This is a genomic window from Gordonia phthalatica (assembly GCF_001305675.1).
Lineage (GTDB): Bacteria > Actinomycetota > Actinomycetes > Mycobacteriales > Mycobacteriaceae > Gordonia > Gordonia phthalatica.
Map to the genome: position 1 here is coordinate 2,968,135 of NZ_CP011853.1, position 24,745 is coordinate 2,992,879.

The window sequence follows — 24,745 nt, forward strand, 5'->3', positions numbered from 1 at the left end:
CGGCCCCGCTCTGATGTCCACGCTTCTGCTCGTCGCGCACGGCAGCCGCGATCCGCGCTTCGACATCACCGCGCGCCGCGTGGTCGACGCGGTGCGCGTCGCACTGCCGGGCGTGCGGGTGGAATTGGCGTATCTCGACCTCACCGCTCCCCTGGTCGCCGACGTGCTCGCCGACCTCACGGGGGAGGTCGTGGCGGTGCCGCTGCTGTTCGGCGACGGCTTCCACAGCAAGGTGGATCTTCCCGCCCTGATCGCCGACGCCGCGGCGGCGAATCCGTCGCTCCGCGTGCGGCAGACACCGGTCGTCGGGCGATACTCCCCCGTGCCGGCGCTCGCCGACCGACTCGTCGAGTCCGGCCTCTCCCCGCGTGACGGCGTGCTGATGACCGCCGTCGGATCGTCGGATCCGGGCAGCGACGCCTCGGTGATCGAGCGCGGCCACGAACTGTCGGGCGTGATCGGACTGCCGGTCCACACGCTCTTCGCGACACGCTTCGGGCGCGACGGTGCTGCCGTGCGCGCCGCCGTCCGGTCGTTGGCAGCCGCCGGCGCCGAGCGGATCGCGGTGAGTCCACTGTTCCTGTCGGCCGGTCTGCTGAGCGATCGCGTGGAGCGCTACCTCGACGCCATGAACGTTCCGATGATCGTCGCCGGTCCCGTCGCCGAGCACGCGTGCCTGATCGGTGCGGTGACGCGGTTGTACGCCGCGGCCGCCGTCGACTCGGTGCACACTGTCGTCTGATGGCCCTCCCCGGCTTGTCGAGTGCCGCCTGGGAGCGAAGCGAGCAAGCGGTGCATCGAGACGATCGTGAGTTCTGCTGGGACACAGACGTTCTCGTCGATTCCCACCCCGCTCGCCGATCGTGCGACCGGAATTTCTACGCCGACGCCATCAGCAGCGCCGCGAGCACCGGATTGTGCGCGTCACGCTCCTTGCCGATGCTGGCGGCGCGCATACCGATCAGGGCGGCGGTCGCCGCCGCCCGCGTGACCGCGGTTCCGATAGGCGTCGCCGACGCGGCGAACATCGTGCTCGCCGATGTCTACCGGACCCGCCTGATCGCGACACTGGACCGGAAGCACTTCGAAATTCTGCGACTTCGAGACGGAACTGCGCCGACATTGCTCCCGTGACAACGCAGTCGCCCCGTCAGCCCTTGATCCGCACCTTGGCACCACCCCAGGCTGCGTCCCGAAGCTCATTCTTACGAATCTTGCCGGTCGAGGTCTTGGGAAGATCGTCGACGAACTCCACTTCGCGCGGCGCCTTGTACGAGGCGATCTGGCTCTTCACGTGGGCGATCGCCTCGGCTTCGGTGAGCTCAGCGCCCGGCCGCAGGACCGCGAAGGCCTTCGGGCGCTCGCCCCACTTCTCGTCGGGGACACCGATGACGGTGACGTCGAGGACCGACGGATGGCTCAGAACGGCCTGCTCCACCTCGATGGTGGAGATGTTCTCGCCACCCGAGATGATGACGTCCTTGGCGCGGTCGAGGAGCTGGACGTACCCGTCGGGGTGCATGACCCCCAGGTCGCCCGAGTGGAACCAGCCGCCGGCAAAGGCCTCCGCCGTCTTCTCCGGATCCTCGTAGTAGCCCTTCATCACCACGTTGCCGCGCATCACGATCTCACCCATCTGCACGCCGTCGGGGGCGACGTCGACCAGCGAGCCGTCGTCGGCCTGCTCCGACAGCACCACGCGCAGGCGATCGGCGGTCAGCATGCCGACGCCCTGGCGCGACATCTTGACCGCCAGTTCGTCGGCGGACAGGTCCGACCATCCGTCCGACGGCTCACAGACCGAGTACGGACCGTAGGTCTCGGTGAGGCCGTAGACGTGGATGATCTTGATGCCGAGATTGCCGATGGCGCGGATGATGGTCGGACTCGGCGGCGCGCCTGCTGTCGCGATCGACAGCGGGCGGTCCATCGCGTGTGCTTCGCCCGCGGTCGCGAGCGTGGTGAGCACGGTGGGAGCGCCGCTCATCTGATTCACCTTCTCGGTGTCGATGAGGCGCCACATGTCCTCACCGCGCACCGCACGCAGACAGATGTGCGTGCCCGCGACGGAGGTCAGGCTCCACGGGCCGCACCAGCCGTTGCAGTGGAACATCGGCAGCGTCCACAGGTACCGCGAGTTCGCGGTGAAACCCTGCGTCATCGCGTTGCCGAGCGAGGCGAGGTACGCGCCGCGATGGGTGTACATGACGCCCTTCGGCTTACCCGTGGTCCCGGACGTGTAGTTCAGCGTGATGACGGTGTTCTCATCGGCGACCTCCCACGCGATCGGGGTGTCGTCGCCGCGGGCCAGCAGCTCGTCGTAGCGGGTGCCGGACCCGGTGTACGTGCCGTCCTGCTCCGGCGCCTGCACCACTTCACCGACGGTCTGGAAGTCGATGTCGGCGACGGACGCGAGGAGGGCCGGATCGCCGACGAGGAGTTTGGCACCGGAGTGATTGCAGATGTACTCGACCTCGGCGGGCGCCAGGCGGGTGTTGATCGCCACGAGGACGCCGCCCGCGAGCGGCACCGCGTAGTGCGCGACGAGCATCTCGATGGAGTTCGATGTCAGGTAGGCCACCCGCTCTCCCCCCGCGATGCCGGACGCACGCAGGGCGTTCGCCAGTCGCGTGGCCGTCGCCGCCAGGTCGCCGTAGGTGATGCGGCGGTCGCCATCGACTGCGGCCTCCTTGCCCGGGTGCACCTCCGCGGCGCGTTCCAGGAACCGGAGCGGCGTGAGAGGAGTGTCGAGTCCGGAACGGGTAGGCAGCGTCATGATGTGACCTCTTCGAGATTCCTGGTTGCAGTGTGACGAGAACATCATAATCCCATGGCACTCAGTGCCATGGGGGTTCGGCACGTTGTGCGACGAGCGGTCGTCTCACTGCGACGTGCGGTATCCACGCTCACACTCAGTGCCGTCGGTCGAGCTCCGGGACCTTGGTGGCGCGGGCGAAGATCTCCTCACCGGCGACCAGACCGAGTGCGTTCTGGTCGCCGCGCGTGATCTGGGCCAAGAACTCGTCACCGGTCGCCGCGGCGATCAGCTCCACTCGCGTCTCGAAGCCGAGGTTCACCACACGCTTGACGGTCGCCTTGATGACGCCGGTGTCGAGCGCGGTGTCGGCGGGCGGGTACACCATCTCCGGCGAGCGGCCCAGGCGGATGTCGTGCGGGCGGACCAGCTCGCCGTTGAGCCGCGACACGGAGCCGAGGAACGACGCGACGAAGACGTTGTCAGGACGGTCGTAGAGGTCGTCGGGTGCGCCGACCTGCTCGATCCGACCCCTGTTAAGCACGGCGATGCGGTCGGAGACGTCGAGCGCCTCCTGCTGATCGTGGGTCACCAGGACGGTGGTCACGTGCATCTCATCGTGCAGCTGTCGCAGCCACTTGCGGAGGTCCTCGCGCACCTTGGCGTCGAGGGCGCCGAAGGGCTCGTCGAGCAGCAGCACCTTGGGATCGACGGCGAGGGCGCGGGCCAGGGCCATGCGCTGTCGCTGGCCGCCGGAGAGTTGCGCCGGGTACCGCTTCTGGAAGACGGTGAGACCGACGATGTCGAGCAGCTCGTCGACCTTCGCCTTGATCTCGACCTTGGGCCGCTTGCGGATCTTGAGGCCGAACGCGATGTTGTCGCGCACGGTGAGGTGCTTGAACGCGGCGTAGTGCTGGAAGACGAAGCCGATGTCGCGCTGCTGCGGCGACGCGCCGGACACGTCGACGCCGTTGATGCGGACCGTGCCGGAGTCGAGGTGGTCGAGTCCCGCGATGGCGCGCAGCAGCGTCGACTTGCCCGACCCCGACGGCCCGAGCAGGGAGGTCAGCGAGCCCTGCGGGATGTCGATGGAGACGTCGTCGAGCGCCGCGAAATCGCCGTAGCGCTTGTTGGCGCCGGTCACCGTGATGGACATGTCAGTTCTCCTTGCCTGCGGCAGTGGTCAGAACGGGCTCGGGGGCCGGGGACTCCGCGTCCTCGGCGGCACGCTGGGCGGAGACGGCCTTGATGGTCTCCTCGCTCGCCTCGACGAGCTTGCCCTTGGCTCGGCGTTCGATCAGGGTCATGACGACGAGCACCAGGATCGCGACGAGCATCAGCAGGGTGGCGGCCGCGTACGCGCCGTACTCGTTGTAGTCGTCGGTGTAGCGCGAGTTCACCAGCAGCGTCAGCGTCTGCGAGACGCCCGGGAAGTTCGACGACACCATCGTGACGGCGCCGAACTCGCCGAGCGCACGGGCGATCGTCAGGACGACGCCGTACGTGAGGCCCCAGCGGATGGCGGGCAGGGTGACACGCGAGAAGGTCTGCCAGCCGGTGGCCCCCAGCGTGGCCGCGGCCTCCTCCTGTTCGGTGCCGATCTCGCGGAGCACCGGCTCCACCTCGCGCACGACGAACGGCAGGGTGACGAAGATGGTCGCGAGGACCATGCCGGGGATCCCGAAGATGACGCGGAAGCCGAGCGATTCGACGCCGCCGAACCAGCCGCTGCTCCCCCACAGCGCGATCAGGGCCACGCCCACGACCACCGGCGACACCGCGAACGGGAGGTCGACCACCGACTGCAGGAGTCCCTTGCCGGGGAACCGGCCGCGGGCCAGGGCGAGGGCGGTGAGGACGCCGAAGATCACGTTGAGCGGCACCACGATCACGACGATGAGCACCGTCAGCTGGAGTGCCGAGATTGCGGCGGGCGTGGTGATCCAGTCCCAGAACTGGCCGAGACCGTGCTCGAACGACCTCCAGAAGATCAGCGTCACCGGCACCACGAGCAGCACCAGCAGGTAGACCAGCGCGATGGTGCGCAGCGTCAGTCGAGTCAGACGCGAGACGATCATTCTTCAGCCCTCCCGACGGATCTGGACCTTGGCGATCACGCGCAGCACGAACAGCACGACGAACGCGATGAGGAGCAGTGCCACCGAGACGGCGGCCGCGTTGACCGGCTCGTCGACCTCGATCTGCTGCTGGATGTACTGCGAGGCGACCTGCGTCTTGCCCGGGATGTTGCCGCCGATGAGGACGACCGAGCCGAACTCGCCGATCGCGCGGGTGAACGCGAGGCCCGCTCCGGACAGGATCGACGGCAGCAGGGCGGGCAGAACGATCTTCGCCCAGATCACGCGGTTGCTGGCGCCGAGGACGGCGGCGGCCTCCTCGACGGAGGTGTCGAGTTCCATCAGGACCGGCTGTACCTGCCGGACGACGAACGGCAGCGTCACGAACGTCAACGCGAGGACGACGCCGGGCTGGGTGGCGGCGAGGTGGATGTCGAAGGGACTGTTGGGTCCGTACAGCGACAGCAGCACCAGGCTGGCGACGATCGTCGGCAGCGCGAACGGCAGGTCGATGATCGCGTTGACGACGCTCTTGCCGGGGAACTCGTCCCGGACCAGGACCCAGGCGATGATGGTGCCGAAGACGACGTTGACGGCGGCGACCAGCAGGGAGATCACCAGGGTGATGCCGAGTGTCTGCAACGCTGCGGAGTCGGTGACGCCCGCCCAGAAGCCTGCGGGGCCGTCGTCGAAACTCATGGCGGCGATCGCGGCCAGCGGCAGCAGCACGATGATCGACAGCCACAGTCCGGTGACGCCGAGGGACAGCGGGCCGTCCGGACGCCAGCCGCGGCGCGGCGCGAACGACGTCGTGACGGCGGATGGGGCGGTCATCGGCCGGCCTCCTTCTGGTAGATCTTGCTGATCGCGCCGTCGTTCCCGAAGAGCTGCTTGTCGACCTTCTTCCACCCGCCGAGGTCGGCGACGGTCCACAGCTTGCGGATGTTCCCGGGGAACAGGTGCGCGGTCCGGGCGGCGACGGTCGAGTCGACGGGCCGGAATCCGGCTTCGGCCCACAGCGTCTGGCCGCGCGGCGAGAACAGGAAGTTCACGAAGGCGCGGGCGGCGTCCTCGTCCTTGCTGGTGTTGACGACGGCGACCGGGTTCTCGATCTTGAAGGTGGTCGACGGGACCACGTAGTCGATCCGGTCGGCGGGCGGGGCTTCGGCGTTCTTGCGAGAGAGCATGATCGCTTCGTTCTCGTAGCTGATCAGGACGTCGCCCTGCCCCTGTTGGAAGGTGGAGGTCGCCTCGCGGCCCGACTTCGGCAGCACGGACACGTGGTCGCGGACCAGGCTGGTGATGTAGTCGAGACCGGCCTGCGGGTTCTTGCCGCCGTCGCTCTTGGCCGCGTACGGCGCCAGGAGGTTCCATTTCGCGGAGCCGGAGCTGCCCGGATTCGGGGTCACCACTTCGACGCCGGGCCGCAGGAGGTCGTCCCAGGTGCGAATGTTCTTCGGGTTGCCCTTGCGGACGACCAGCGCGACGACGGAGCCGAACGGCACCGAGTCGTGCGGCGCCTGCTTCTGCCAGTCCTCGTCGACGACGCCCGCCTTCACCAGGCGCGTGACGTCGGGTTCCACGGACAGGTTGACGACGTCGGCGGGGAGCCCGCGGGCCACCTTGCGCGACTGGTCGCCGGACGCGCCGTACGACTGCGAGAAGCCGATGTCGCCGCCCTCGGGGGTGCTGCGGAACGCCGGGATCACGGTGTCGAAACCGATCTTCGGCGTCGCGTAGGCCACCAGGTTCAGGTGTCGGCTGCCCGACGAGATGTCGTTGCCTCCCGGACGGTCGGTGGACCCGCCGCCGCATCCGGTCAACGCGACGACGAGTGCGACGACGACCGCGACAGCGATCGTCGCGGTCCGTGCCCGCGTGTTGGTTCCCGTACTCACCGGATGAACCTAACCGCGACCGCCGGTCGGTCTCAACGGTCTCCGGCGGGCGGTCGCGACGACGCCGCCGGACGCGAACCGATGTGCTAGCGGAGGAAGAACCAGGCGATCACGACGAGGACCAGCAGGGCGATCAGAGCCAGCGTGACTTTGGAACGAAACATCGACTCAGATTCCCAATCCGTGATCATCGTCGGCCTCTGCGCGGCCGAGCTTGGAGAAGAGTGTCCCCACCAGGTAATTCACGCCGTACGCGGCGAGGGTTGCGAGGGGGATCAGGACGAGTGCGGTGACGATCAACTGGGGTATGAAGGGCAGCCCGGTGAGCCACTCCTCCACTCCGTCCCACCAGGACAGAATGCCGTTCATCCTTCGATCACCTCATCTTCGCCGCGCGCACGCGGTTACGCCCACACTGATTTGAAACCCTACTCGTCAGGCCGCTGCGACGGCGCTCACGCCGGTCCGATCAGGCCAGCCCGCGGCGAACCAGGAGCGGTTCGATCCGCGCGGGATGTCCGATCATGGCGGCGTGCGCCTCGACGGGGTTCACGCTGTCACCACGCGAGAGCACCGCGTCGGCGAAGGCCGCGCCGAGGGCCGGTTTGAGGCCGCCGCCCGCGAGGAACCACTGCTCGGTCTCCGCGTCGAGGATCTCCGACCAGATGTACGAGTAGTACGCCGACGAGTAGCCGCCGCCGAAGACGTGGTTGAAGTAGGTGCTGCGGTAGCGCGGCGGGATCAGGTCGGAGGCGAGTCCGGCGTCGGCGAGCGCCTGCGCCTCGAACGCCAGGACGTCGGTCGGGATCTCGGCCTCGGTCAGGCGATGCCAGGCCAGGTCGAGGGCGGCGGCCGCCAGATATTCGATGGTGGAGTGCGCCGACTCGGTACCGCCTGCACCGCGGACGGCGTCGAGCAGTGCCTGCGGCGCCGGCTCGCCGGTCTCGTGGTGGCGGGCGTAGCGGCCGACGACGTCGGGATGCAGCGCCCACATCTCGTTGACCTGCGACGGGAACTCGACGAAGTCGCGCGGGACCGAGGTGCCCGACTGCGAGACGTAGTCGACCGACGACAGCAGCCCGTGGATCGCGTGACCGAACTCGTGGAAGATCGTGGTGAGCTGATCCAGCGAGAGCAGGCACGGGCGGCCGGGCTCGGGCTTGGTGAGGTTCAGGACGTTGACGATGATCGGCGACGTCCCGAGCTGGTGCGACTGGTCGACGATGTTGTTCATCCACGCGCCGCCCCGCTTGGACGGGCGAGCGTAGTAGTCGCCCAGGAACAGGCCGATGCCCTCCCCTTCGCGACTGACCTCCCACACGCGCACGTCCGGGTGGTAGCCGACGAGGTCGTCGCGTTCGACGAAGCTCAGGCCGTACAGCTGCCCGGCCGCGGCGAAGACGCCGTCGTTGATGACGGCGTTCAGTTCGCAGTAGTTCTCGAAGTCGGCGATGTCCACGTCCGTGTCACCGTCGGCCGCGGCGCGGGCGCGCTGGTCGGCGGCCAGGTAGAAGGTGACGTCTGCGGCGGTCAGCGGATGTCCGGCACGGTCGGCGAGCCGATCGAGCTCGGCCTCACCGGCGCGCATCGCGGCGGTGGCGAGTTCGGTGAGCAGGTCGGCGACGGCGGCGGGCGACGGCGCAGTGGCCCGGTCGATCACGTACTCGGCGTGCGAGGCGTAGCCGAGGAGGGCGGCGCGACGGGCGCGGAGCGTGACGATCTCCAGGATCATCGCGCGGGTGTCGTACTCGTTGCCACGGGCGCAGCGGTTCATCGAAGCGTCGAAGACCTTCTGCCGGGACAGCGGGTCGGTGAGCTTGGCGACCGACGACTGGCTGGTCGGCAGCTCCAGCGCCACCAGGTAGCCGCTCTGCCCGGCGGCTTCGGCGGCACGACCGGCCGCCGCAATCTCCGACGCGGACAGGCCGTCGAGGGCGGCGGCGTCGTCGAAGTGCGCGGCCGACGCATTGGTGTCGTCGAGCAGGTGCTGCCCGAAGTCGGTCGTCAGGGTCGCGAGGCGTCCGGAGATCTCCCGCATTTGTGCCTGTCCGGCCGCGTCGAGGGCGGCACCCGCGCGGATGGCGTCGCGGTAGCGGTCCTCCAGCAGCCGGGACTGCGCCTCCGACAGGCCGAGGTCGGCGCGGCGGTCGTAGAGGTCCGAGATCCGCGCGAACAGGTGCGGGTTCATCGCGATCGCATTGCCGTGCTCGGTCAGTCGGACCGCCAATTCCTGCGCGATGGCCGCGCGCTGCGGGTTGGTGTCGGGGCCCTCCATGTTGAAGAAGATCCCGTTGGCGCGGTTCAGCGCACCGCCGGCCGCTTCGAGGGCGCCGATGGTGTTGTCGAAGGTCGGCACCTCGCCCGACGTCGCGATGGCGTCCACCTCGGCGAGGTGCTCGGCCAGGGCGACGGTGTACGCGGGCAGGAAGTCGTCGTCGCTGATCGACGCGAAGTCCGGCAGCTCGTACGGCAGATCCGAGTGCGCGAGAACGGGATTGAGCTGTCCGTCAGCGGCCATCGGTCACTTCCCCTTCGGCTTGTCGCCCAGCTCATCGGTCGAGAGCGCGGCGACGAAGGCCTCCTGCGGGACCTCGACGCGACCGATGGTCTTCATCCGCTTCTTGCCTTCCTTCTGCTTCTCGAGCAGCTTGCGCTTACGGCTGATGTCGCCGCCGTAGCACTTGGCGAGGACGTCCTTGCGGATGGCGCGGATGTTCTCGCGCGCGATGATCTTGGAGCCGACGGCGGCCTGGATCGGCACCTCGAACTGCTGACGCGGGATCAGGTCCTTGAGCTTGAGCGCCATCTTATTGCCGTAGCCGTAGGCGGCGTCCTTGTGGACGATGGCGCTGAACGCGTCGACGGCCTCGCCCTGCAGCAGGATGTCGACCTTCACCAGATCGGCTTCCTGCTCGCCCGACTCCTCGTAGTCGAGGCTCGCGTAGCCGCGGGTGCGCGACTTCAGGGAGTCGAAGAAGTCGAAGATGATCTCGGCCATCGGCAGCTTGTAGCGCAGTTCGACGCGGGTCTCCGACAGGTAGTCCATGCCGCCGAGTTCACCGCGGCGGGACTGGCAGAGTTCCATGATGGCGCCGATGAACTCGCTGGGCGCGATGATCGTCGTGCGGACCATCGGCTCGAAGATCGACCGAGTCTTGCCGGTGGGCCAGTCGGACGGGTTGGTGACGATGTGCTCGGTCCCGTCGTCCATGATCACCCGGTACACCACGTTGGGTGCGGTGGAGATGAGCGTGAGGTTGAACTCCCGCTCCAGCCGCTCGCGGGTGATCTCCATGTGCAGCAGGCCGAGGAAGCCGCAGCGGAAACCGAAGCCCAGCGCCACCGACGTCTCCGGCTCGTAGGTGAGGGCGGCGTCGTTGAGCTGCAGCTTCTCCAGCGCCTCACGCAGGACCGGGTAGTCGGAGCCGTCGAGCGGATACAGGCCCGAGTAGACCATCGGGTGCGGTTCCCGATAGCCGGTGAGCGGCTCTTCGGCGCCCTTTCGGGCGGTGGTGACGGTGTCGCCGACCTTCGACTGGCGGACGTCCTTGACGCCGGTGATGAGGTAGCCCACCTCGCCGACGCCGAGGCCTGCGCTGGCCTTCGGTTCCGGGGAGACGATGCCGACCTCGAGGAGTTCGTGGGTGGCGCCGGTGGACATCATGGCGATCTTCTCGCGCGGGACGATCTTGCCGTCGACCACGCGGACATAGGTGACGACGCCGCGGTAGGTGTCGTAGACGGAGTCGAAGATCATGGCGCGGGCGGGGGCGTCCGGGTCGCCGACGGGTGCCGGGATCTGACGGACGGCCTCGTCGAGCAGTTCGGGGACGCCGACACCGGTCTTGCCGGAGACGCGGAGGACGTCCTCGGGTTCGCAGCCGACGATGTGCGCGAGCTCGGCGGCGTAGTGGTCGGGGTCCGCGGCGGGCAGGTCGATCTTGTTGAGGACCGGGATGATGGTGAGGTCGTTCTCCATCGCCAGGTACAGATTGGCGAGCGTCTGCGCCTCGATGCCCTGTGCGGCGTCGACCAGCAGGATCGCACCCTCACACGCTTCCAGGGCGCGGGAGACCTCGTACGTGAAGTCGACGTGCCCGGGCGTGTCGATGAGGTGGAGGACGAACTCCTCGTCGCCCACCTTCCAGGGGAGGCGGACGTTCTGCGCCTTGATGGTGATGCCGCGCTCACGTTCGATGTCCATGCGGTCGAGGTACTGCGCGCGCATCTGGCGTTCCTCGACGACTCCCGTCAGCTGCAGCATGCGGTCGGCCAGCGTCGATTTGCCGTGGTCGATGTGCGCGATGATGCAGAAGTTCCGAATTTTCGACGGGTCGGTGAACGTCTTGTCAGCGAAGCTGGGAATCTCACTCACTCCTTGCGCGGCGGGTCCCGGGTGGGGCCCGGTACAGATCGCCCTCCAGTTTCGCACGAGCGAGCGCCGTGCTTCACCTCGCCGCAGCCCGGGCGGTGAACGTTTGAAGGATCAGGGCCCTCAGAGGGCTCGGACCCATCAGGTTTTCGCCTACGCTCGACCTTCATGAGCGGGGAACGGTTCACGGTCGAGAAGGACACGGTGGCGGCGGACGTGTGGTGTCCGCCGGATGCGCGGGGGCTGGTGATTCTGGCGCACGGTGCCGGATCGAATCGCGATGCGGCGATCCTGAGGGCGGTCGCCGAACCGCTGGTGGGGCGTGGGCTCGCCGTCGCCCGGATCGATCTCCCCTACCGGCAGGATCGCCCGAAGGGGCCGCCGTCGCCGTCGAAGGCCGGTCGCGACCGGGACGGGATCCGCGCGGCGGTCGCCGCACTCCGCGAGGTGGCCGACGGCCCGTTGATCATCGGCGGTCACTCGTACGGCGGTCGACAGGCGTCGATGGTCGCGGCGGAGGATCGCGACCTGGTCGACGGGCTGCTTCTGACCTCCTATCCCCTGCATCCGCCGGGCAAGCCGGAGAAGGCGAGGACCGAGCACCTGCCCGACATCACGGCACCGACGTTGATCGTGCACGGCCGGTCCGACGCGTTCGGGACGTCGGACGAGTTCGCCGACGCACTGACCCTGTTCACCGCACCGGTCCGCCTGATCGACGTCGAGAAAGCCGACCACAGTCTGAAACCCGACCGCAGCGGTGTCGGCGAACTGACCGCCGACGCCGTCACCGAGTGGCTGCTGCCGCTCGCCACCGAACGGAGCACGAACCGATGAGCACACCCGGACACCCGACTCGCGATTTCGCGCGCACCGTCTCCTACTCCCCCGACCTGGACGGCGACGCCGACCCCGGCGAAGTGGTGTGGACGTGGGTGCCGTTCGAGGAGGACCCGACGCAGGGCAAGGACCGCCCGGTCCTCGTCGTGGGCCGCGACGACAGCCGGTTCGTGCTGGGGCTGATGCTGTCGAGCCAGGACTATCACCGCGGGGACGACGACTGGTATCCGATCGGGGCGGGCGCGTGGGACGGTGAGCACCGCGACAGCTATGTGCGCCTGGACCGGGTCCTGCGGATCGACGACGACAGCATCCGCCGTGAGGGCGCCGTCGTGGAACGGGCACGGTTCGACGCCGTCGCCGACGTCCTGCGCGACCGGTTCGGCTGGCAGTAGGTCGGGAGGCCCGCCTCCCGTCAGCGGGTGATGCGGCGGCGGGCTCGACGAACGACGTTCGCGACGCGCGTCTTCAGCGCCGGCGTGTGATCCGGGACGTCGGCTGTCGTGGCCCAGAGGGCGATCGCCTCGAGCGCTGCGTCGAGCGCGTCGTCGACCGTGGCGGGCGGCTCGTCGGTGTGGTGGACGGCGGTGACGCGGAGGTCGTCGACCGTCCCGGACACCGGGTATCCGTTCTCGACGATGGTGGCGACGAGTCTCTCGGATTCGGCGGTGGCCCAGGCGAGTTGCTCACCGCTCAGCGCTGCGGGAGCGCCGGTGCGCGTCTTGAAGAGGTACTGCCCGATCAACACGCCCTTGATGAGGCCTTCGTAGCGGCGCCATTCGATGTCGTCGGGCTGCAGCTTGTGATTGAGGCGGCGGAGGAGTTCTGTCTGACCCGCCGACAGGGACGAGTTGGAGCTCGGGACCTGTTCGGGGAGGTCGTCGGGGTCGATGCCGAGGACGCGCACGAAGCGTTCCCACAGGCCGTCGCCCGGCGTTTGCGTTCCGGGTGCCGGGACGGTGACGATGTGGACGCGGTCGGCGCCCACGACCTGTGCCCAGTCGGCGCAGATGCGGCGGTAGTCCTGGAACTCCCAGAACGGTTCCTCGCCGGGACCGTCCGGACCGCCCATGATGGAGTCGACGAAGTCCGGCAGCGTGGCGCGACGCTGGTTCTTGACGTTCTCCTGCCAGACCGACGGGACCTGGCGGGCCAGGTCCCGGACGGTGAGGACCACGTGGATCTCGTCGGTGAAGTCGAGGTCGGCGGTCAGCTTCCGGATGTGCTCGGGGCCGGCGTTCGCGAAGAGTTCGTGGGAGACCAGCGACGAGCCGTGCCACGCCTTCATCTGCGCGACCATCGCGGGCCAGACGTCGGCGTGGGCGGGGTCGGCCCAGTCCAGGTAGCGCTCGGGCTGCAGGTGGGCGGCCGCGTGGAAGTGGTCGTCGATCCGGTTGCCCGGGTACAGGAGGCCCGCGCGCGACGATGCGTGGTCGCGGTTGCGCCACAGTCGGTCCTGCAGGTGGGTGGTGCCGGTCTTCGGCAGACCGACGTGGACGTAGACGGCAGACATACGTGTCACCATAGAGGCGTACCGCCTGCTGATCGGCGTGCGCCACTGAAGCGCGTCGAGCAGTCCGTGTGCCACCTTCCGCCCCGGCGATTTTGGTGCATCGGATGGCGCTGGTATCGTTGACCGCTGTTGCGATGGACGCTGGCCACTGACCGCTCTGTCGCTATCGGAAACAGAACATTCGGCCTGAAACGGGTCGCACCGGAAGTCAGAAGAGGACATCGCGTGGCTAACATCAAGTCTCAGATCAAGCGGAACAAGACCAACGAGAAGGCTCGTCTGCGCAACCAGTCGATCAAGTCGGCTCTGCGCACCTCGATCCGCCAGTTCCGCGAGACTGTGGCGACCGGCGACAAGGAGAAGTCGGCCGAGCTGCTCGTCGTCACCAGCCGTGAGCTCGACAAGGCTGCTTCGAAGGGTGTCATCCACAAGAACCAGGCAGCCAACAAGAAGTCGGCACTGGCTCTCGCAGTCAACAAGCTCTGACGCGGCGCGGCTCCGGCCGCTCCCCCGCTCGGCTTCGCCGAGTGACAACAGAACAGCTTTCACGAACACCTCGATGACGGGCCACGCAGTCATCGAGGTGTTTGTCGTGTCCCAGCATGTTGTCACGAGGTTTCGCACGAACCTCCGCTGCGCTCCGACCCGCTCTGTTCAGCGCCTCCGCGGCCGCAGCTGCGCGACCGTCGCGACCGCGTGCTCGAGGGCGTATCCGGCGTCGGCGGCCTGCCCCTTCACGTCGCCGTTGAGTTGCGCGACCACCAGGAGCGCCTCCCCGATCGACTTCGAGTCCCAGGCGCGGGCCTGGGTCTGGACTTTGCCGACGCGGCCGGGCGACATGCCGAGTTCGGAGGCGAGCGAGTACTTGTCCATGTTGCCGATGGACCGCACGCGGGCGATCGCGTGGACGGCCTCCGCGAGGGCGTCGGCCAGCAGGACCCGGGCGGTGCCGTGGTGCTCAGCCCACGCGAGGGACTCCATGGCGCCGGCGAGGTCGCCGGTCACCGCCTTGTCGGCCACTTCGAAGCCGGTCACTTCGGCGCGGCCCGTGTAGTACAGGCGGACCGCGTCGACGTCGACCTTGTTGCCGGTGTCCGCCACGAGTTGATGGCAGGCCGCCGACAGCTCGCGGAGGTCGGAACCGACCATGTCGGTGACGAGTTCGACGACTTCCGCCGACACCTTGGCGCCGAGCTGACGGAACTCGCTGCGGACGAAGTCGGCCCGTTCGTTGAGCCATTTCGGTGCGGCACACGCGAACTCCTGGGCACCCGCCTTCTTGAGGTGTCCGACCATCGCCTTCTGTCGGCCACCGCCGGTGTGGACCACCATGAGGGTGATGCCCTCGGGGATCGACTTGGCGGTCGCGGTGATCAGGGCTGCCGGCTCCTTGCCCGCATCGGCCGCGGACATGACGACGATGATCCGTTCCTCAGCGAACAGCGACGGGCTGAGCAGTTCGGCCATCTCGGGACCGGTGACCTCGCCCGCGCGGATCCGCGTGACCGGCACGTCGACGCCGGCCTCGCGCCTGCGTTCGGCCGCCACGCGGGAGATGACGCGACCGGTCAGGAAGTCGTCGTCTCCGAGGAGTAGGTACAGCCGATCGTTCACGTCGTTCATGGTGCCAGACCGCTCCGACAGGAATGGCGGGAGTCTCGGCTACGCCGACGCCCTGGTCCGGGGAGGTCGGGATCGGACGACGTTGTCGTCCTCGTCGAGCAGTTCGACGCCACCTGTCACTCCACGCACGATCTCATCGAAGATCCGGATCGCCCACTCGTTGTGTTCTGCGTCGGGAAGGCCAGAGACGAGCGAGACAGCCATCGCTCGAACCCCTCGATGGACGTAGATGCGAACACCGTCCGGCGTCTCGAGGTGCACTCCAGTCCCGTAGGCATCCGGAACTGACGCAAATTCCAAGCAACGGCGAATCGCCTCATCCAACGCGTCGGTCGGCACCTCGGAAACCGTGATCACGTCGCACCTCACCCCGGTTCACCTCCGCCCGATCTCACGGTCATAGCCACTTCCGATGATTCGAATGTACCGCGAGTCACCATGTTCGACTATCCGCTCCATCTCCGCTTCGAGCTCCCATCGATTGATGTCTGATTGCGTCGCATTCACGTAGGTCAGGGACGCGTGCTGCTCATTCTGAACGCGCGCGACCCGGGCTCCGAATGCGGTCACGTTGTGCCCTTTCGATGTGAAGAGCGATTCCTGCAACCTCCTCGCCTTGACTGCGAGGTCGGACAAGGTCACTGTCGAATCGACGGTGACCCGTTGACCCGTGATGTCGAACTCCCATTCCAGGCGACGTTCGTCATCACGATACGAGTACCCGCGACCTCCGCGCATCGGCGTCCGACCAGGCACTGAACCACGAGGGCCGCCCCTCTGACCACGTGCACGCTGGGACCGCCGAGTTCGCGTCTCGTCGGCAGCCGAGTCATCCTCCGGTTCTTCATCCACGGTGTAACCGCCGCCCCGCTGATCGAGTCCGGTTCCGCCACCACAACACCGCCGCGATGAGCCCGCCCAATACGAACACCGTCATCCATCCCGGGACCTCGATGCTCGACCACGTCGGGCCGCCGAGGCGGTCGGCGACGGCGATGAGCCACCGCGTCGGCGGGCCCGCTGCGCGGATCAGGAACTCGGCGAGAACACCGCCGGGACCGTAGCGGGAGCCGAGGGCTCCGACCACCGCGGCGGCAGTCCCCAGGAGGCCCGCCATGCCGACCACCGGTATCGCCAGCAGGTTGGCGGGGACCGCGAGTACGTTGGCGGTGTCGGTGAGAACGATCAGCAGCGGTGTCGTCAGGATCTGGGCCGCGAGGGTCATCGACAGGAGCATCGCCGGGGCCTCCGGCATGCCCCGGATGACGAGCGCTCGCCGGATCGGCACCGACCACAGCACCAACCCGAGGGTGGCGACCACCGACAGCGCGAAGCCCGGCGCCACCGCCATCTGCGGCCACAGCAGGATCACGACGATCACCGCGGTTCCCAGCGCGGGCAGCGCCTGCGACCGCCGCGACCCGAGTCCTGCGACCAGGCCGACCGATCCCATGACCGCGGCCCGCAAGACGCTGTCGGAGGGGCGGACCAGGATCACGAAACCGACGATCGCCACCGCCCCGACGGCGACGACCGTCCGCGCGGACGCGCCCGTCATCCGGACGGCGAGGATCACGGTTCCGCACACGAGCACCAAATTGCTGCCCGACACAGCCACGAGGTGTGTGAGCCCGGCACTGCGGAAATTGTCCGACGTCCGCTGATCGAGCCCGCTCACGTCCCCGAGAACGAGTCCGGGCAACAGTCCCGCAGGACGCTCGCCGAGGGCGCGGGCGGCGACGTCGCGCAACCGCTCCCGCACTCGACCGGCAACGGTCTGCCACCACGGTGCCTCACCGATCTTCTCCAGTTCGCCGACGGCACTCAACCTGGCCGCGACCAGCCGATCCGCGACACCCTCCCGCGGTGGCCGGACACGCGCCCGCACTCGATAGCGTTCCCCCGGCAGCGGATCGACCATCGACGACCGCGCCAACAGCGTCGCCGCCACCGGCCGCTGCCGCGCCCCGCGAACAGCCTCGACTTCGACGGGCAGGCTCATCATCCCCGGAATCGAGAACGACGGATCACCCGCCACCGTCACCTCCACCACGGGCTTGCCGTCCACCGCGACGATCGGCGCCTCATCCACGGCGATGATCCGCAGCAGCACCACGATCGTCGACGCCGCCGTCACCCCGCACACGGCCGCCGCAGTGACGGCGACGGACCGCCCGAACTCCCCCGCCGACCGCGACCACCCGATCGCCGCCAGTCCCCCGACCACACAACCGGCGGCGATCCCCGCACTCACCCCGACCGGCGCCGCCAACGCGACCGCCGCAGCCGCCCAGCACCCCGCGGCAGGCGCCGCCAACCGCAGGTCGGCGGTCTTCACCCGACCGTGACGAGCGGCTTCAGCTTCGCGAGTCGCGCCGGCCCGATCCCGTCGACCTCCGCGAGCTGCTCCACCGAAGTGAACTTCCCGTTGGCCTGTCGCCACGCGATGATCGCCTCGGCGGTCACCGGACCGACGCCCGGAAGCGTGTCGAGCTGCTCGGCGGTCGCTGTGTTGAGGTTCACGAGGCCGGTGCCGTCGGCGGGGAGGCTGCCGCCCGCACCCGGCGGCGCTCCCCCGGACGGTTCGCCACCGGACGCACCGGACGCCGGGACCACCGCACTCTTCACCGAGCCGCCGTCGCCCTGCCCGACGAGGATCTGGTCGCCGTCGTGCAGCAACTGGGCCATGTTGAGACTGATGAGGTCGGCGCCGGGTCGGGCGCCGCCTGCCTGCGCGATCGCATCGGCCACCCGCGCCGTGTCGACGATCCGCACCAGACCCGGTTTGCGGACCAGCCCGACGACGCTGACGATGATCCGGCCGTCGGGCGCAGTCGACGAAGCGGACGCTGACGGAACCGTGCCCGATGACGGCCTGCCTGGTTCCGCCGATTCGACGGCGGCGTCGAACGCGACGACGGGCGCGGTCGGCTCATTCTGCTTCAAGAGCGAGTAACCGGCGATCGCACACGCGATGAGCCCCACGACGATCAGTCCGATCGCTGCGGGCGGGAGCATCGTCAGACGACGTCGCGGCGGCTCCCAGTCGTCCTCCCACTCATCGTCGTCACCGAGCGATTCCAGGCCGGGCAGTTCACCGTCCGACGCCGACTGCTCGTCGTCGCCGTCCCAGTCGTTGTCGAACCAATCGGTGTCTTCGGTCTCGCTCGACGGTCTCCAGTCCGGATCGTCGTTCCCCGCCGGTGTCGGGGGCGCCGCCGCCTCGGCCGGTTCAGCGTCGCGTGCGGCCCACGCGTCGCGTCCGGCCGGGGTGTCGAGCCAGCTCGGCATGCCGGTGACACCCCAGGGCTGCGTCGACGGTTCCGGCGGCGCCAGCCTCGCCAATGGATCGGGCCCGTTGTCGCGGTCGCGGCCCACCCGCTTGTTCCTCCCCATGAGCGCACGGTAGGTCCGACGCGACCGCGGGAGAAGGGACGTCGAGACCATTCGGCGGAACTGTGGATGAATCGGACGTTTTCCACAGATTCGGCACCGAGTCAGCCCCCACCATCGTCGGCGGAGAGCCCGTCGAGGAATCGGCGGAGGCCCGATTCGAAAAGCACGTCTGCGTCGTACGGGTAGCCGATCTCGATGATCCGATGCAGATGAGGGAAGCGGTCGCCGGGCGCGACGCGCTTGAGGTCGCCGATCCGGGTGTCCACCCACTCGTCGTTGGTGAGACCGGTCTCGGCGAGGTCTGCCAGCTCGGGTTCGAGGGTGAGGCCGACGCCGCGGATGAAGTGCAGCAGGCCGAGGTAGTCGGTGAAGGCCTGGATCGGGTCGCCGACCGCTTCGGTCAGGCACGCGAGCATCCGCTCCGACATCGGCATCGCGCTCGCGAGCGCGGCGGGCCGTGTCATCGACAGCGCGCCCGCGAACCACGGATGGCGAACCATCACCTGCCACAGCGCGCGGGCGACGCCTTCCAGGTCGGCGCGCCACGATCCGGACGCCGATGGGAGGACCATCTCGCGCAGCACGTGATCGAGCATCGCCGCCTCGAGATCATCCCGACTCGGCACGTACCGATAGACCGCCATCGTCGGGATCCCCAGCGCCGCCGCCAACCGCCGCATGGAGACGCCGGCCAGCGACTCGGCATCGGCGATGCCGACGGCGACTCCCACCACGCCGTCGGTGGTCAGCACGGCCGGATCGGCGCCGTCCGGCGCACACACCACAGTGCCCCGGCCGGGCGTCGACTCCACGAGCCCCTCCTGCTGCAGTCTCGCGAGCACCCGGCTCGCCGTCGCCATCGCGACGTTGTGGTCACGCATGATCGCGCGGGTCGACGGCACCGGATCCCCCGACCGCAGGACGCCGGCGGCGATCCGCTTCCGCAACTCCCCGGCGATCTCATCCACTCTCGACACGAGAAACCCTCCCACTGGGTGCACTAGTGCACTTTCTTCATATTCACTGTTCAACAGTGTATCCATGACGCCTTGTACGCCGTACGGTCGCACTATGAAAACGTTGAAGATCCTCATCAGCGGCGCCTCGATCGCCGGGCCCGCCACCGCCATCCTCCTCACCCGCCAGGGCCACGACGTGACAGTCGTCGAGCGCGCTCCGTCATTGCGGCCGGGCGGCCAGACCGTCGACCTGCGCGGCGCCGGCCGCACCGTCGTGGAGCGCCTGGGTCTCGCCGACGAGACCGACGCCCGACTGCTGCACCAGCGCGGCATCGCGACGGTCGGCGCAGGCGGCAGGCGCTACAGCTCGCTGCCCGTCGAAGCCTTCGACGGCAACGGCATCGTGTCGACGCATGAGATCCTGCGCGGCGACCTCGCCGAGATCCTCGTCGACGCGACCCCGTCGACCGTCAAATATCTCTGGGGCGACACGATCACCGCCCTCGACGAGGACTCTCGGGGTGTCACAGTCACCTTCGCCACCGCGGCACCGCGCCGGTTCGACCTCGTGATCGGCGCGGACGGTCTCAGCTCCGCCGTGCGACGCACCGCGTTCGGCGCCGACAGCGAATTCCTCGAACCGATCGGACTCCGCTTCGCCTGGTTCACCGCCGCCATCGACGACGACCTGGACGGCTGGTACCTGCTCCACCACGCCACCGGCGGCCGGGTCGTCTCCGCGCGCCCGTCCCGCACCGACGGCACGGTCAAGGCGTCACTCGCGGTCCGCGGCTCCGATCCCGTGCCGCGGACCGACCGCGCGAGCCAGTGGTCGCTGATGGAGGAGGCCTTCGCCGACGTCGGCTGGGTGGCACCGCAACTGCTCGATCAGATGCGCGACGCCGACGACTGGGCGTACGCCGATCTCGCCCGGGTTCGCATGGACCGATTCACGACCGGTCGCGTCGCACTCGTCGGCGACGCCGGCTACTGCCCCACTCCGCTCACCGGCCTGGGCACCACCCTTGCCCTCGTCGGCGCCTACGTCCTGGCCGGCGAACTCGGCCGCTCCGACGGCGGCGACGTCGCGTCCGCGCTGGCGTCGTATGAGCGGATCATGCGGCCGTTCGCCGCAGGGGCGCAACAGCTGCCGCCGGGAGGTGTCGGCGGCTACGCGCCCAACGGCCGCGCGATGATCGCCGCGAGCCGCTTCACCTACTGGGCGATGGACCGGTGGCCGCTCCGAAACCTCCTGGCGCCGGAGTTCGTGAAGGCCGACGGCATCGACCTGCCGGACTATCGACGAGATGCCCGCACGATCAGCTGAGCGGATCGAGCCCGTGACCGAGGGTGATGCCGACGGCACCGGGGCCGACGTGGGTGCCGAGGACGGCGCCGAGATCGACGACAATCGTCGAGGTGACCTTCTCGATCCGCTCGACGGCCTGCTCGAGGACCGACTCGGCGAGTTCCGGGTTCCGGCAGTGCTGGATGCCGACCGTCACCGGCTCGTCCTCGGCGAGTTCGACGGCGGCGTCGAGCATCTTGGCGATGGCCTTGGTGGAGGTCCGGTGTCGCTCGCGGAGCGTGAGGATGCCGTCGGCCATGTGCAGGATCGGCTTGATGGCCAACGCGGAGCCGAGCATGTGGCTCGCCGCGCTGATCCGACCGCTGGACCGGAGATTGTCGAGCGCCTGCACGCAGATCATCGACTCGGCGGTGGCTGCGGCGCGGACGGCGGCCTCGTAGGCGCCATCGCGATCGGCCCCCTTCTCGGCGGCCTGCACGGCGGCCATCGTCGTGAGCCCGACCGAGAGTCCGACCGAGCGCGAGTCGACGACGCGAACCTGTCCGTCCATGTTCTCGGCGGCCAGTCGCGCCGCGCTCCACGTGCCGGACAGCCGACGGGACATGTGCACGGCGACCACGCCGTCACCGTCGGACAGCTCCCACGCCTGCGCGTACGTCTTCTGCAGATCGCGCAGATTGGCCCCCGACGTGGTGACCTTCGGGGTGGTGATGATGTCGTCAGGCATGTCGTCGACGCCCTCGGCGTAACTGGTGCCGTCTTCGGTGGTCAGATACAGCGGGACCTGCAGGATTCCGTGCTCGTCAAGCAGTGACGCGGGCAACCGCGACGACGAATCGGTGACGATGACGACAGACACCCCTACACGGTAGCGGGTGCGGCGGCGGAGGCCGACGGCGGTCGCAGCGATCGGCCGCAGACGAAAGATTCCTTCAGGCAAGGGTTGGCAATATCGAATATCGCTGCCGACACATCGGTCATAGCTTTGTGACACCGACCACTCATCAGTGTCTGTGGCCGATCGCCATTTCTAGGAGCCTCCCATGATCGACATCTCCACGCTCTCCACCGGTCTCTTCATCGGCGGTGAGTGGCGCCAACCGAGTGAACGGTTCACCACCCTCAACCCCTCGACGGGAACACCGTTGGCCGATCTCGCGGCCGCGTCCGCCGCGGAGGTCGACTCCGCCGTCGACGCCGCGACCGCGGCCTTCCGCGGCGAGTGGGGTGCGCTGGCACCGTCGCGCAAGGGCGCGCTCCTCAACAGGCTGGCCGACCTCGTCGAGCGCGACCTGGAGCAGCTTGCACACCTGGAGTCGCTGGACATGGGCCGCCCCGTCGGCATGAGCGTGGCGCTGATGGTCCCGAACCTCATCGCGTCACTCCGCTACTACGCGGGCTGGGCCGACAAGATCAACGGTGAGGTCCTCAGCAACGACGGGTACATGGGCGGACCGGTCCAGACGCACGCGTACACGCGCCGCGACCCGATCGGCGTCGTCGCCGCGATCGTCCCGTGGAACGCGCCGCTGATGATTCTCGGCTGGAAGCTCGCACCGGCCCTGGCGTGCGGCAACACCGTCATCATCAAGCCCGCCGAGGACGCCTCGCTGGCGATCCTGAAGCTCGCCGAATTGGTTGACGAGGCCGGGTTCCCCGCGGGCACCGTGAACGTCCTTCCCGGCCTCGGCAGGGTCGCGGGTGAGGCGCTGTCGCTGCACCCCGGCATCGCCAAGATCTCGTTCACCGGGTCCACCGCCACCGGCCGCACCATCCTGCGGAATTCGGCGAGCAACTTCAAGCGCACCGCTCTCGAACTCGGCGGCAAGGCTCCGCAGATCGTGTTCGACGACGCCGACCTCGACGCCGCGATCCAGGGCTGCGCGATGGGACTGTTCTTCAATCAGGGCGAGGTGTGCGCCGCGGGCACCCGCATCCTCGCGCACCGCAGCGTGTATGACGCCGTCCTCGACGGGCTGCAGGGCGCGGCCAGGGCCCAGGTGATCGGCGATCCATTCGACGCGGACACCACCATGGGTCCCCTGGTGAACGAGCGTCAGCGCGACCGGGTCGTCGGCTACTTCGAGCAGGGACGCGCCGAGGGCGCCGCGATCGTCGCCGGCGGGTCGGCCCCCGACCGGCCGGGCTTCTTCGTGGAGCCGACCGTCTTCGCCGGCACCAACGACATGTCCGTCGCGCGGGAGGAGATCTTCGGCCCGGTCGGGATCGTCGTGCCCTTCGACAACGACGACGAGGCCGTCGCCCTCGCCAACGACAACCAGTACGGACTCTCGGCAACGGTGTGGACGAAGGACGTCTCCCGCGCGCACACCGTGTCGGCGCAGATCGACGCCGGCGCCATCGGGGTCAACGGCTGGTCGCCGCTGGCACCCCAGCTGCCGTGGGGTGGCGTGAAGGCGAGCGGCATCGGTCGCGAACTCGGCTACGAGGGGATCCTCGCGTACACCGAGACCAAGACCGTCACCGTCGTCCTGTAGTCGGCAGAAGATCTCCATGACTGCACAGAAGACTCCCTCCATCGTGTCCGACTCCGATTCATCGTCCGGTTCGTCGACGGCTCTCCGCGGCTCGATCGGCGTCGCGGGCATCGTCTTCCTCGTCATCGCGGCCGCCGCGCCGCTGACGTCGATCGCCGGGTCCCTGCCGGTGATGATCGCGATCGGCAACGGTTCGGGCGCTCCCCTCGCCTACATCGTCGCGGCCGTGGTGCTGCTCGTGTTCAGCGTCGGCTACGCGGCGATGAGCACCGCCGTCACCGACACCGGCGCCTTCTACGCGTACGTCACCCGCGGGCTCGGGCGCCCGACGGGCATGGGCGCCGCGAGCCTCGCCCTGCTGGCGTACACCACGATCCAGGCCGCGATCTACGGCCTCGCGGCGTCCACCATGCAGAGCGTCGTCGTCCGTTTCGGCGGCCCGGACCTGCCGTGGTGGGTGTGGGCGTTCGTCCTGATGGCGATCGTCGCGTTCCTCGGTTATCGCAGCATCGATCTCGGTGCCAAGGTGCTGGGCGTGGTGCTGGTCGCTGAGATCGCGCTCATCGTCGCGCTGACCGTCGGTGTGCTCTCGAAGGGCGGTGCGCACGGCATCGACTTCACGTCGTTCAGCCCGAGCTCGTTCATGTCCGCGTCCCCGGGCATCGCGCTGATGTTCGCGATCGGATCGTTCGTCGGATTCGAGGCGACGGCCATCTACGGCGAGGAGGCCAAAGATCCGAAGCGGACGATCCCGAAGGCCACCTACATCGCAGTCATCACGATCGGTGTGCTGTACGCGCTCGGCAGCTGGGCCGTCGTCCTCGCCTACGGCAGCGACGAGGTGCAGGCGGCGGCGCAGAACGACACCGCCGATCTGACGTTCAACGCCACCGCGAAGTACCTCGGCGGCTTCGCCTCCGACGTGATGATGGTGATGCTGGTGACGAGCCTGTTCGCCGCTCTGCTCGCCTTCCACAACGCCATCGCGCGCTACACCTTCGCGCTGGCCCGCGACGGTCGTGCGCCGCAACGGCTGAAGTCCGTGCACCCGAAGCACGGGTCGCCGCACGCCGGTTCGGTGGTGCAGACCATCTCCGCGATCATCCTGGTCGGTGTCTTCGCCGTCGTCGGCGCCGACCCGGTCCTGCAACTGTTCACCTGGATGGCAGGCGTGGCGATCGTCGCGGTCCTGCTCCTCATGGTCCTCACCAGCATCGCGATCATCGTGTACTTCGCGCGGCACTCGTCCGACGACCGCCTGTGGCACACCAAGATCGCACCGGTGCTCGGGGCCCTCGGACTGTGCGGCATCACCGCGCTGGTCGTCGCCAACTTCACCACTCTCATCGATGGATCGCAGGCCATGGCGAATCTCTTCATCGCCGCGATCGTCGTCACCCTCGTCGTCGGCGTGGCCGCAGGACTGGCCCTCGAACGCCGTCCCTGACGGCGACGTCGCGACCCGCCCGCACCCACGCCACAGCACCTCTGCACTAGCACCACT

At 68.6% G+C, this 24,745-nt stretch carries 23 protein-coding genes; 8 read left to right on the forward strand and 15 right to left on the reverse strand.

Going from position 1 to position 24,745, the window contains the following annotated elements; all coding sequences use genetic code 11:
• Positions 1 to 13 precede the first annotated feature (13 nt).
• Together ACH46_RS13780 and ACH46_RS21975 are read left to right on the forward strand one after the other, a co-directional pair.
• Positions 14 to 742, forward strand: coding sequence for a sirohydrochlorin chelatase (locus ACH46_RS13780; protein ID WP_062393435.1), 729 nt, complete (start codon positions 14 to 16; stop codon positions 740 to 742).
• The gene (locus ACH46_RS21975; RefSeq protein WP_062393436.1) at positions 742 to 1,134 is read left to right on the forward strand and encodes a PIN domain-containing protein; all 393 of its coding nucleotides are present in this window, start codon (positions 742 to 744) and stop codon (positions 1,132 to 1,134) included. Before ACH46_RS13780 ends, ACH46_RS21975 begins: the two co-directional genes overlap by 1 nt.
• Positions 1,135 to 1,150: 16 nt before the next feature.
• Here the strand turns inward: ACH46_RS21975 and ACH46_RS13790 are convergent, their stop codons facing one another.
• From ACH46_RS13790 to lepA, 8 genes are all read right to left on the reverse strand, one after another.
• Positions 1,151 to 2,776 (reverse strand): AMP-binding protein, encoded by a 1,626-nt coding sequence (locus ACH46_RS13790; RefSeq protein WP_062393437.1) that lies wholly within the window; start codon positions 2,774 to 2,776, stop codon positions 1,151 to 1,153.
• A 136-nt stretch (positions 2,777 to 2,912) separates the two neighbouring features.
• Positions 2,913 to 3,911, reverse strand: coding sequence for a sulfate/molybdate ABC transporter ATP-binding protein (locus tag ACH46_RS13795; protein ID WP_062393438.1), 999 nt, complete (start codon positions 3,909 to 3,911; stop codon positions 2,913 to 2,915).
• Position 3,912: 1 nt separating this feature from the next.
• On the reverse strand, positions 3,913 to 4,833 hold the full coding sequence (cysW, locus tag ACH46_RS13800; protein ID WP_062393439.1) for a sulfate ABC transporter permease subunit CysW: 921 nt from the start codon (positions 4,831 to 4,833) through the stop codon (positions 3,913 to 3,915).
• A 3-nt stretch (positions 4,834 to 4,836) separates the two neighbouring features.
• Positions 4,837 to 5,667 (reverse strand): sulfate ABC transporter permease subunit CysT, encoded by an 831-nt coding sequence (gene cysT, locus ACH46_RS13805; RefSeq protein ID WP_062393440.1) that lies wholly within the window; start codon positions 5,665 to 5,667, stop codon positions 4,837 to 4,839.
• Positions 5,664 to 6,692 (reverse strand): sulfate ABC transporter substrate-binding protein, encoded by a 1,029-nt coding sequence (locus ACH46_RS13810; RefSeq protein WP_062395418.1) that lies wholly within the window; start codon positions 6,690 to 6,692, stop codon positions 5,664 to 5,666. Before ACH46_RS13810 ends, cysT begins: the two co-directional genes overlap by 4 nt.
• A gap of 207 nt (positions 6,693 to 6,899) precedes the next feature.
• Positions 6,900 to 7,100, reverse strand: coding sequence for a hypothetical protein (locus ACH46_RS13815; protein ID WP_062393441.1), 201 nt, complete (start codon positions 7,098 to 7,100; stop codon positions 6,900 to 6,902).
• 100 nt (positions 7,101 to 7,200) lie between these two features.
• A complete protein-coding gene (locus tag ACH46_RS13820; protein WP_062393442.1) occupies positions 7,201 to 9,249 on the reverse strand; it encodes a M3 family metallopeptidase in 2,049 nt (682 codons plus the stop codon).
• 3 nt (positions 9,250 to 9,252) lie between these two features.
• Entirely contained in the window at positions 9,253 to 11,106 is a 1,854-nt protein-coding gene (gene lepA, locus ACH46_RS13825; RefSeq protein ID WP_120298732.1) for a translation elongation factor 4, read from the reverse strand.
• Between the two features lie 165 nt (positions 11,107 to 11,271).
• On the opposite strand from lepA, the gene ACH46_RS13830 reads away from it, so the two are divergent.
• A complete protein-coding gene (locus tag ACH46_RS13830; protein ID WP_062393443.1) occupies positions 11,272 to 11,940 on the forward strand; it encodes an alpha/beta hydrolase family protein in 669 nt (222 codons plus the stop codon).
• Entirely contained in the window at positions 11,937 to 12,338 is a 402-nt protein-coding gene (locus ACH46_RS13835) for a type II toxin-antitoxin system PemK/MazF family toxin (protein ID WP_062393444.1), read from the forward strand. The genes ACH46_RS13830 and ACH46_RS13835 overlap by 4 nt, the downstream gene beginning before the upstream one ends.
• 20 nt (positions 12,339 to 12,358) lie before the next feature.
• Here ACH46_RS13835 and ACH46_RS13840 read toward each other — a convergent pair whose 3' ends face one another.
• Positions 12,359 to 13,456, reverse strand: a complete 1,098-nt coding sequence (locus tag ACH46_RS13840) for a hypothetical protein (RefSeq protein WP_062393445.1) — start codon at positions 13,454 to 13,456, stop codon at positions 12,359 to 12,361.
• 225 nt (positions 13,457 to 13,681) lie between these two features.
• On the opposite strand from ACH46_RS13840, the gene rpsT reads away from it, so the two are divergent.
• On the forward strand, positions 13,682 to 13,942 hold the full coding sequence (gene rpsT, locus ACH46_RS13845) for a 30S ribosomal protein S20 (protein WP_062393446.1): 261 nt from the start codon (positions 13,682 to 13,684) through the stop codon (positions 13,940 to 13,942).
• A gap of 168 nt (positions 13,943 to 14,110) precedes the next feature.
• Here the strand turns inward: rpsT and holA are convergent, their stop codons facing one another.
• From holA to ACH46_RS13875, 5 genes are all read right to left on the reverse strand, one after another.
• Positions 14,111 to 15,070 carry a DNA polymerase III subunit delta gene (gene holA / locus ACH46_RS13850; protein WP_193392907.1) on the reverse strand — a complete coding sequence of 320 codons (960 nt, stop codon included), beginning with the start codon at positions 15,068 to 15,070 and terminating at the stop codon, positions 14,111 to 14,113.
• Between the two features lie 48 nt (positions 15,071 to 15,118).
• Positions 15,119 to 15,436 (reverse strand): hypothetical protein, encoded by a 318-nt coding sequence (locus ACH46_RS13855; RefSeq protein ID WP_157851058.1) that lies wholly within the window; start codon positions 15,434 to 15,436, stop codon positions 15,119 to 15,121.
• Between the two features lie 487 nt (positions 15,437 to 15,923).
• The gene (locus ACH46_RS13865) at positions 15,924 to 17,417 is read right to left on the reverse strand and encodes a ComEC/Rec2 family competence protein (protein WP_062393450.1); all 1,494 of its coding nucleotides are present in this window, start codon (positions 17,415 to 17,417) and stop codon (positions 15,924 to 15,926) included.
• Complete coding sequence (locus tag ACH46_RS13870; protein WP_120298871.1) at positions 17,414 to 18,475, reverse strand: ComEA family DNA-binding protein; 1,062 nt, start codon at positions 18,473 to 18,475, stop codon at positions 17,414 to 17,416. The genes ACH46_RS13865 and ACH46_RS13870 overlap by 4 nt, the downstream gene beginning before the upstream one ends.
• A gap of 101 nt (positions 18,476 to 18,576) precedes the next feature.
• Positions 18,577 to 19,452, reverse strand: coding sequence for a TetR/AcrR family transcriptional regulator C-terminal domain-containing protein (locus ACH46_RS13875; RefSeq protein ID WP_062395422.1), 876 nt, complete (start codon positions 19,450 to 19,452; stop codon positions 18,577 to 18,579).
• Positions 19,453 to 19,546: 94 nt separating this feature from the next.
• Between ACH46_RS13875 and ACH46_RS13880 the strand changes: the two genes are divergently transcribed.
• Positions 19,547 to 20,761, forward strand: coding sequence for an FAD-dependent monooxygenase (locus tag ACH46_RS13880; RefSeq protein ID WP_062393451.1), 1,215 nt, complete (start codon positions 19,547 to 19,549; stop codon positions 20,759 to 20,761).
• Here the strand turns inward: ACH46_RS13880 and ACH46_RS13885 are convergent.
• On the reverse strand, positions 20,754 to 21,602 hold the full coding sequence (locus ACH46_RS13885; protein ID WP_062395426.1) for a DegV family protein: 849 nt from the start codon (positions 21,600 to 21,602) through the stop codon (positions 20,754 to 20,756). The genes ACH46_RS13880 and ACH46_RS13885 overlap by 8 nt on opposite strands.
• 184 nt (positions 21,603 to 21,786) lie before the next feature.
• On the opposite strand from ACH46_RS13885, the gene ACH46_RS13890 reads away from it, so the two are divergent.
• Both ACH46_RS13890 and ACH46_RS13895 read left to right on the forward strand, forming a co-directional pair.
• A complete protein-coding gene (locus ACH46_RS13890; protein WP_062393452.1) occupies positions 21,787 to 23,241 on the forward strand; it encodes an aldehyde dehydrogenase family protein in 1,455 nt (484 codons plus the stop codon).
• Between the two features lie 16 nt (positions 23,242 to 23,257).
• Positions 23,258 to 24,688 carry an APC family permease gene (locus tag ACH46_RS13895; RefSeq protein WP_417935255.1) on the forward strand — a complete coding sequence of 477 codons (1,431 nt, stop codon included), beginning with the start codon at positions 23,258 to 23,260 and terminating at the stop codon, positions 24,686 to 24,688.
• Positions 24,689 to 24,745 lie beyond the last annotated feature (57 nt).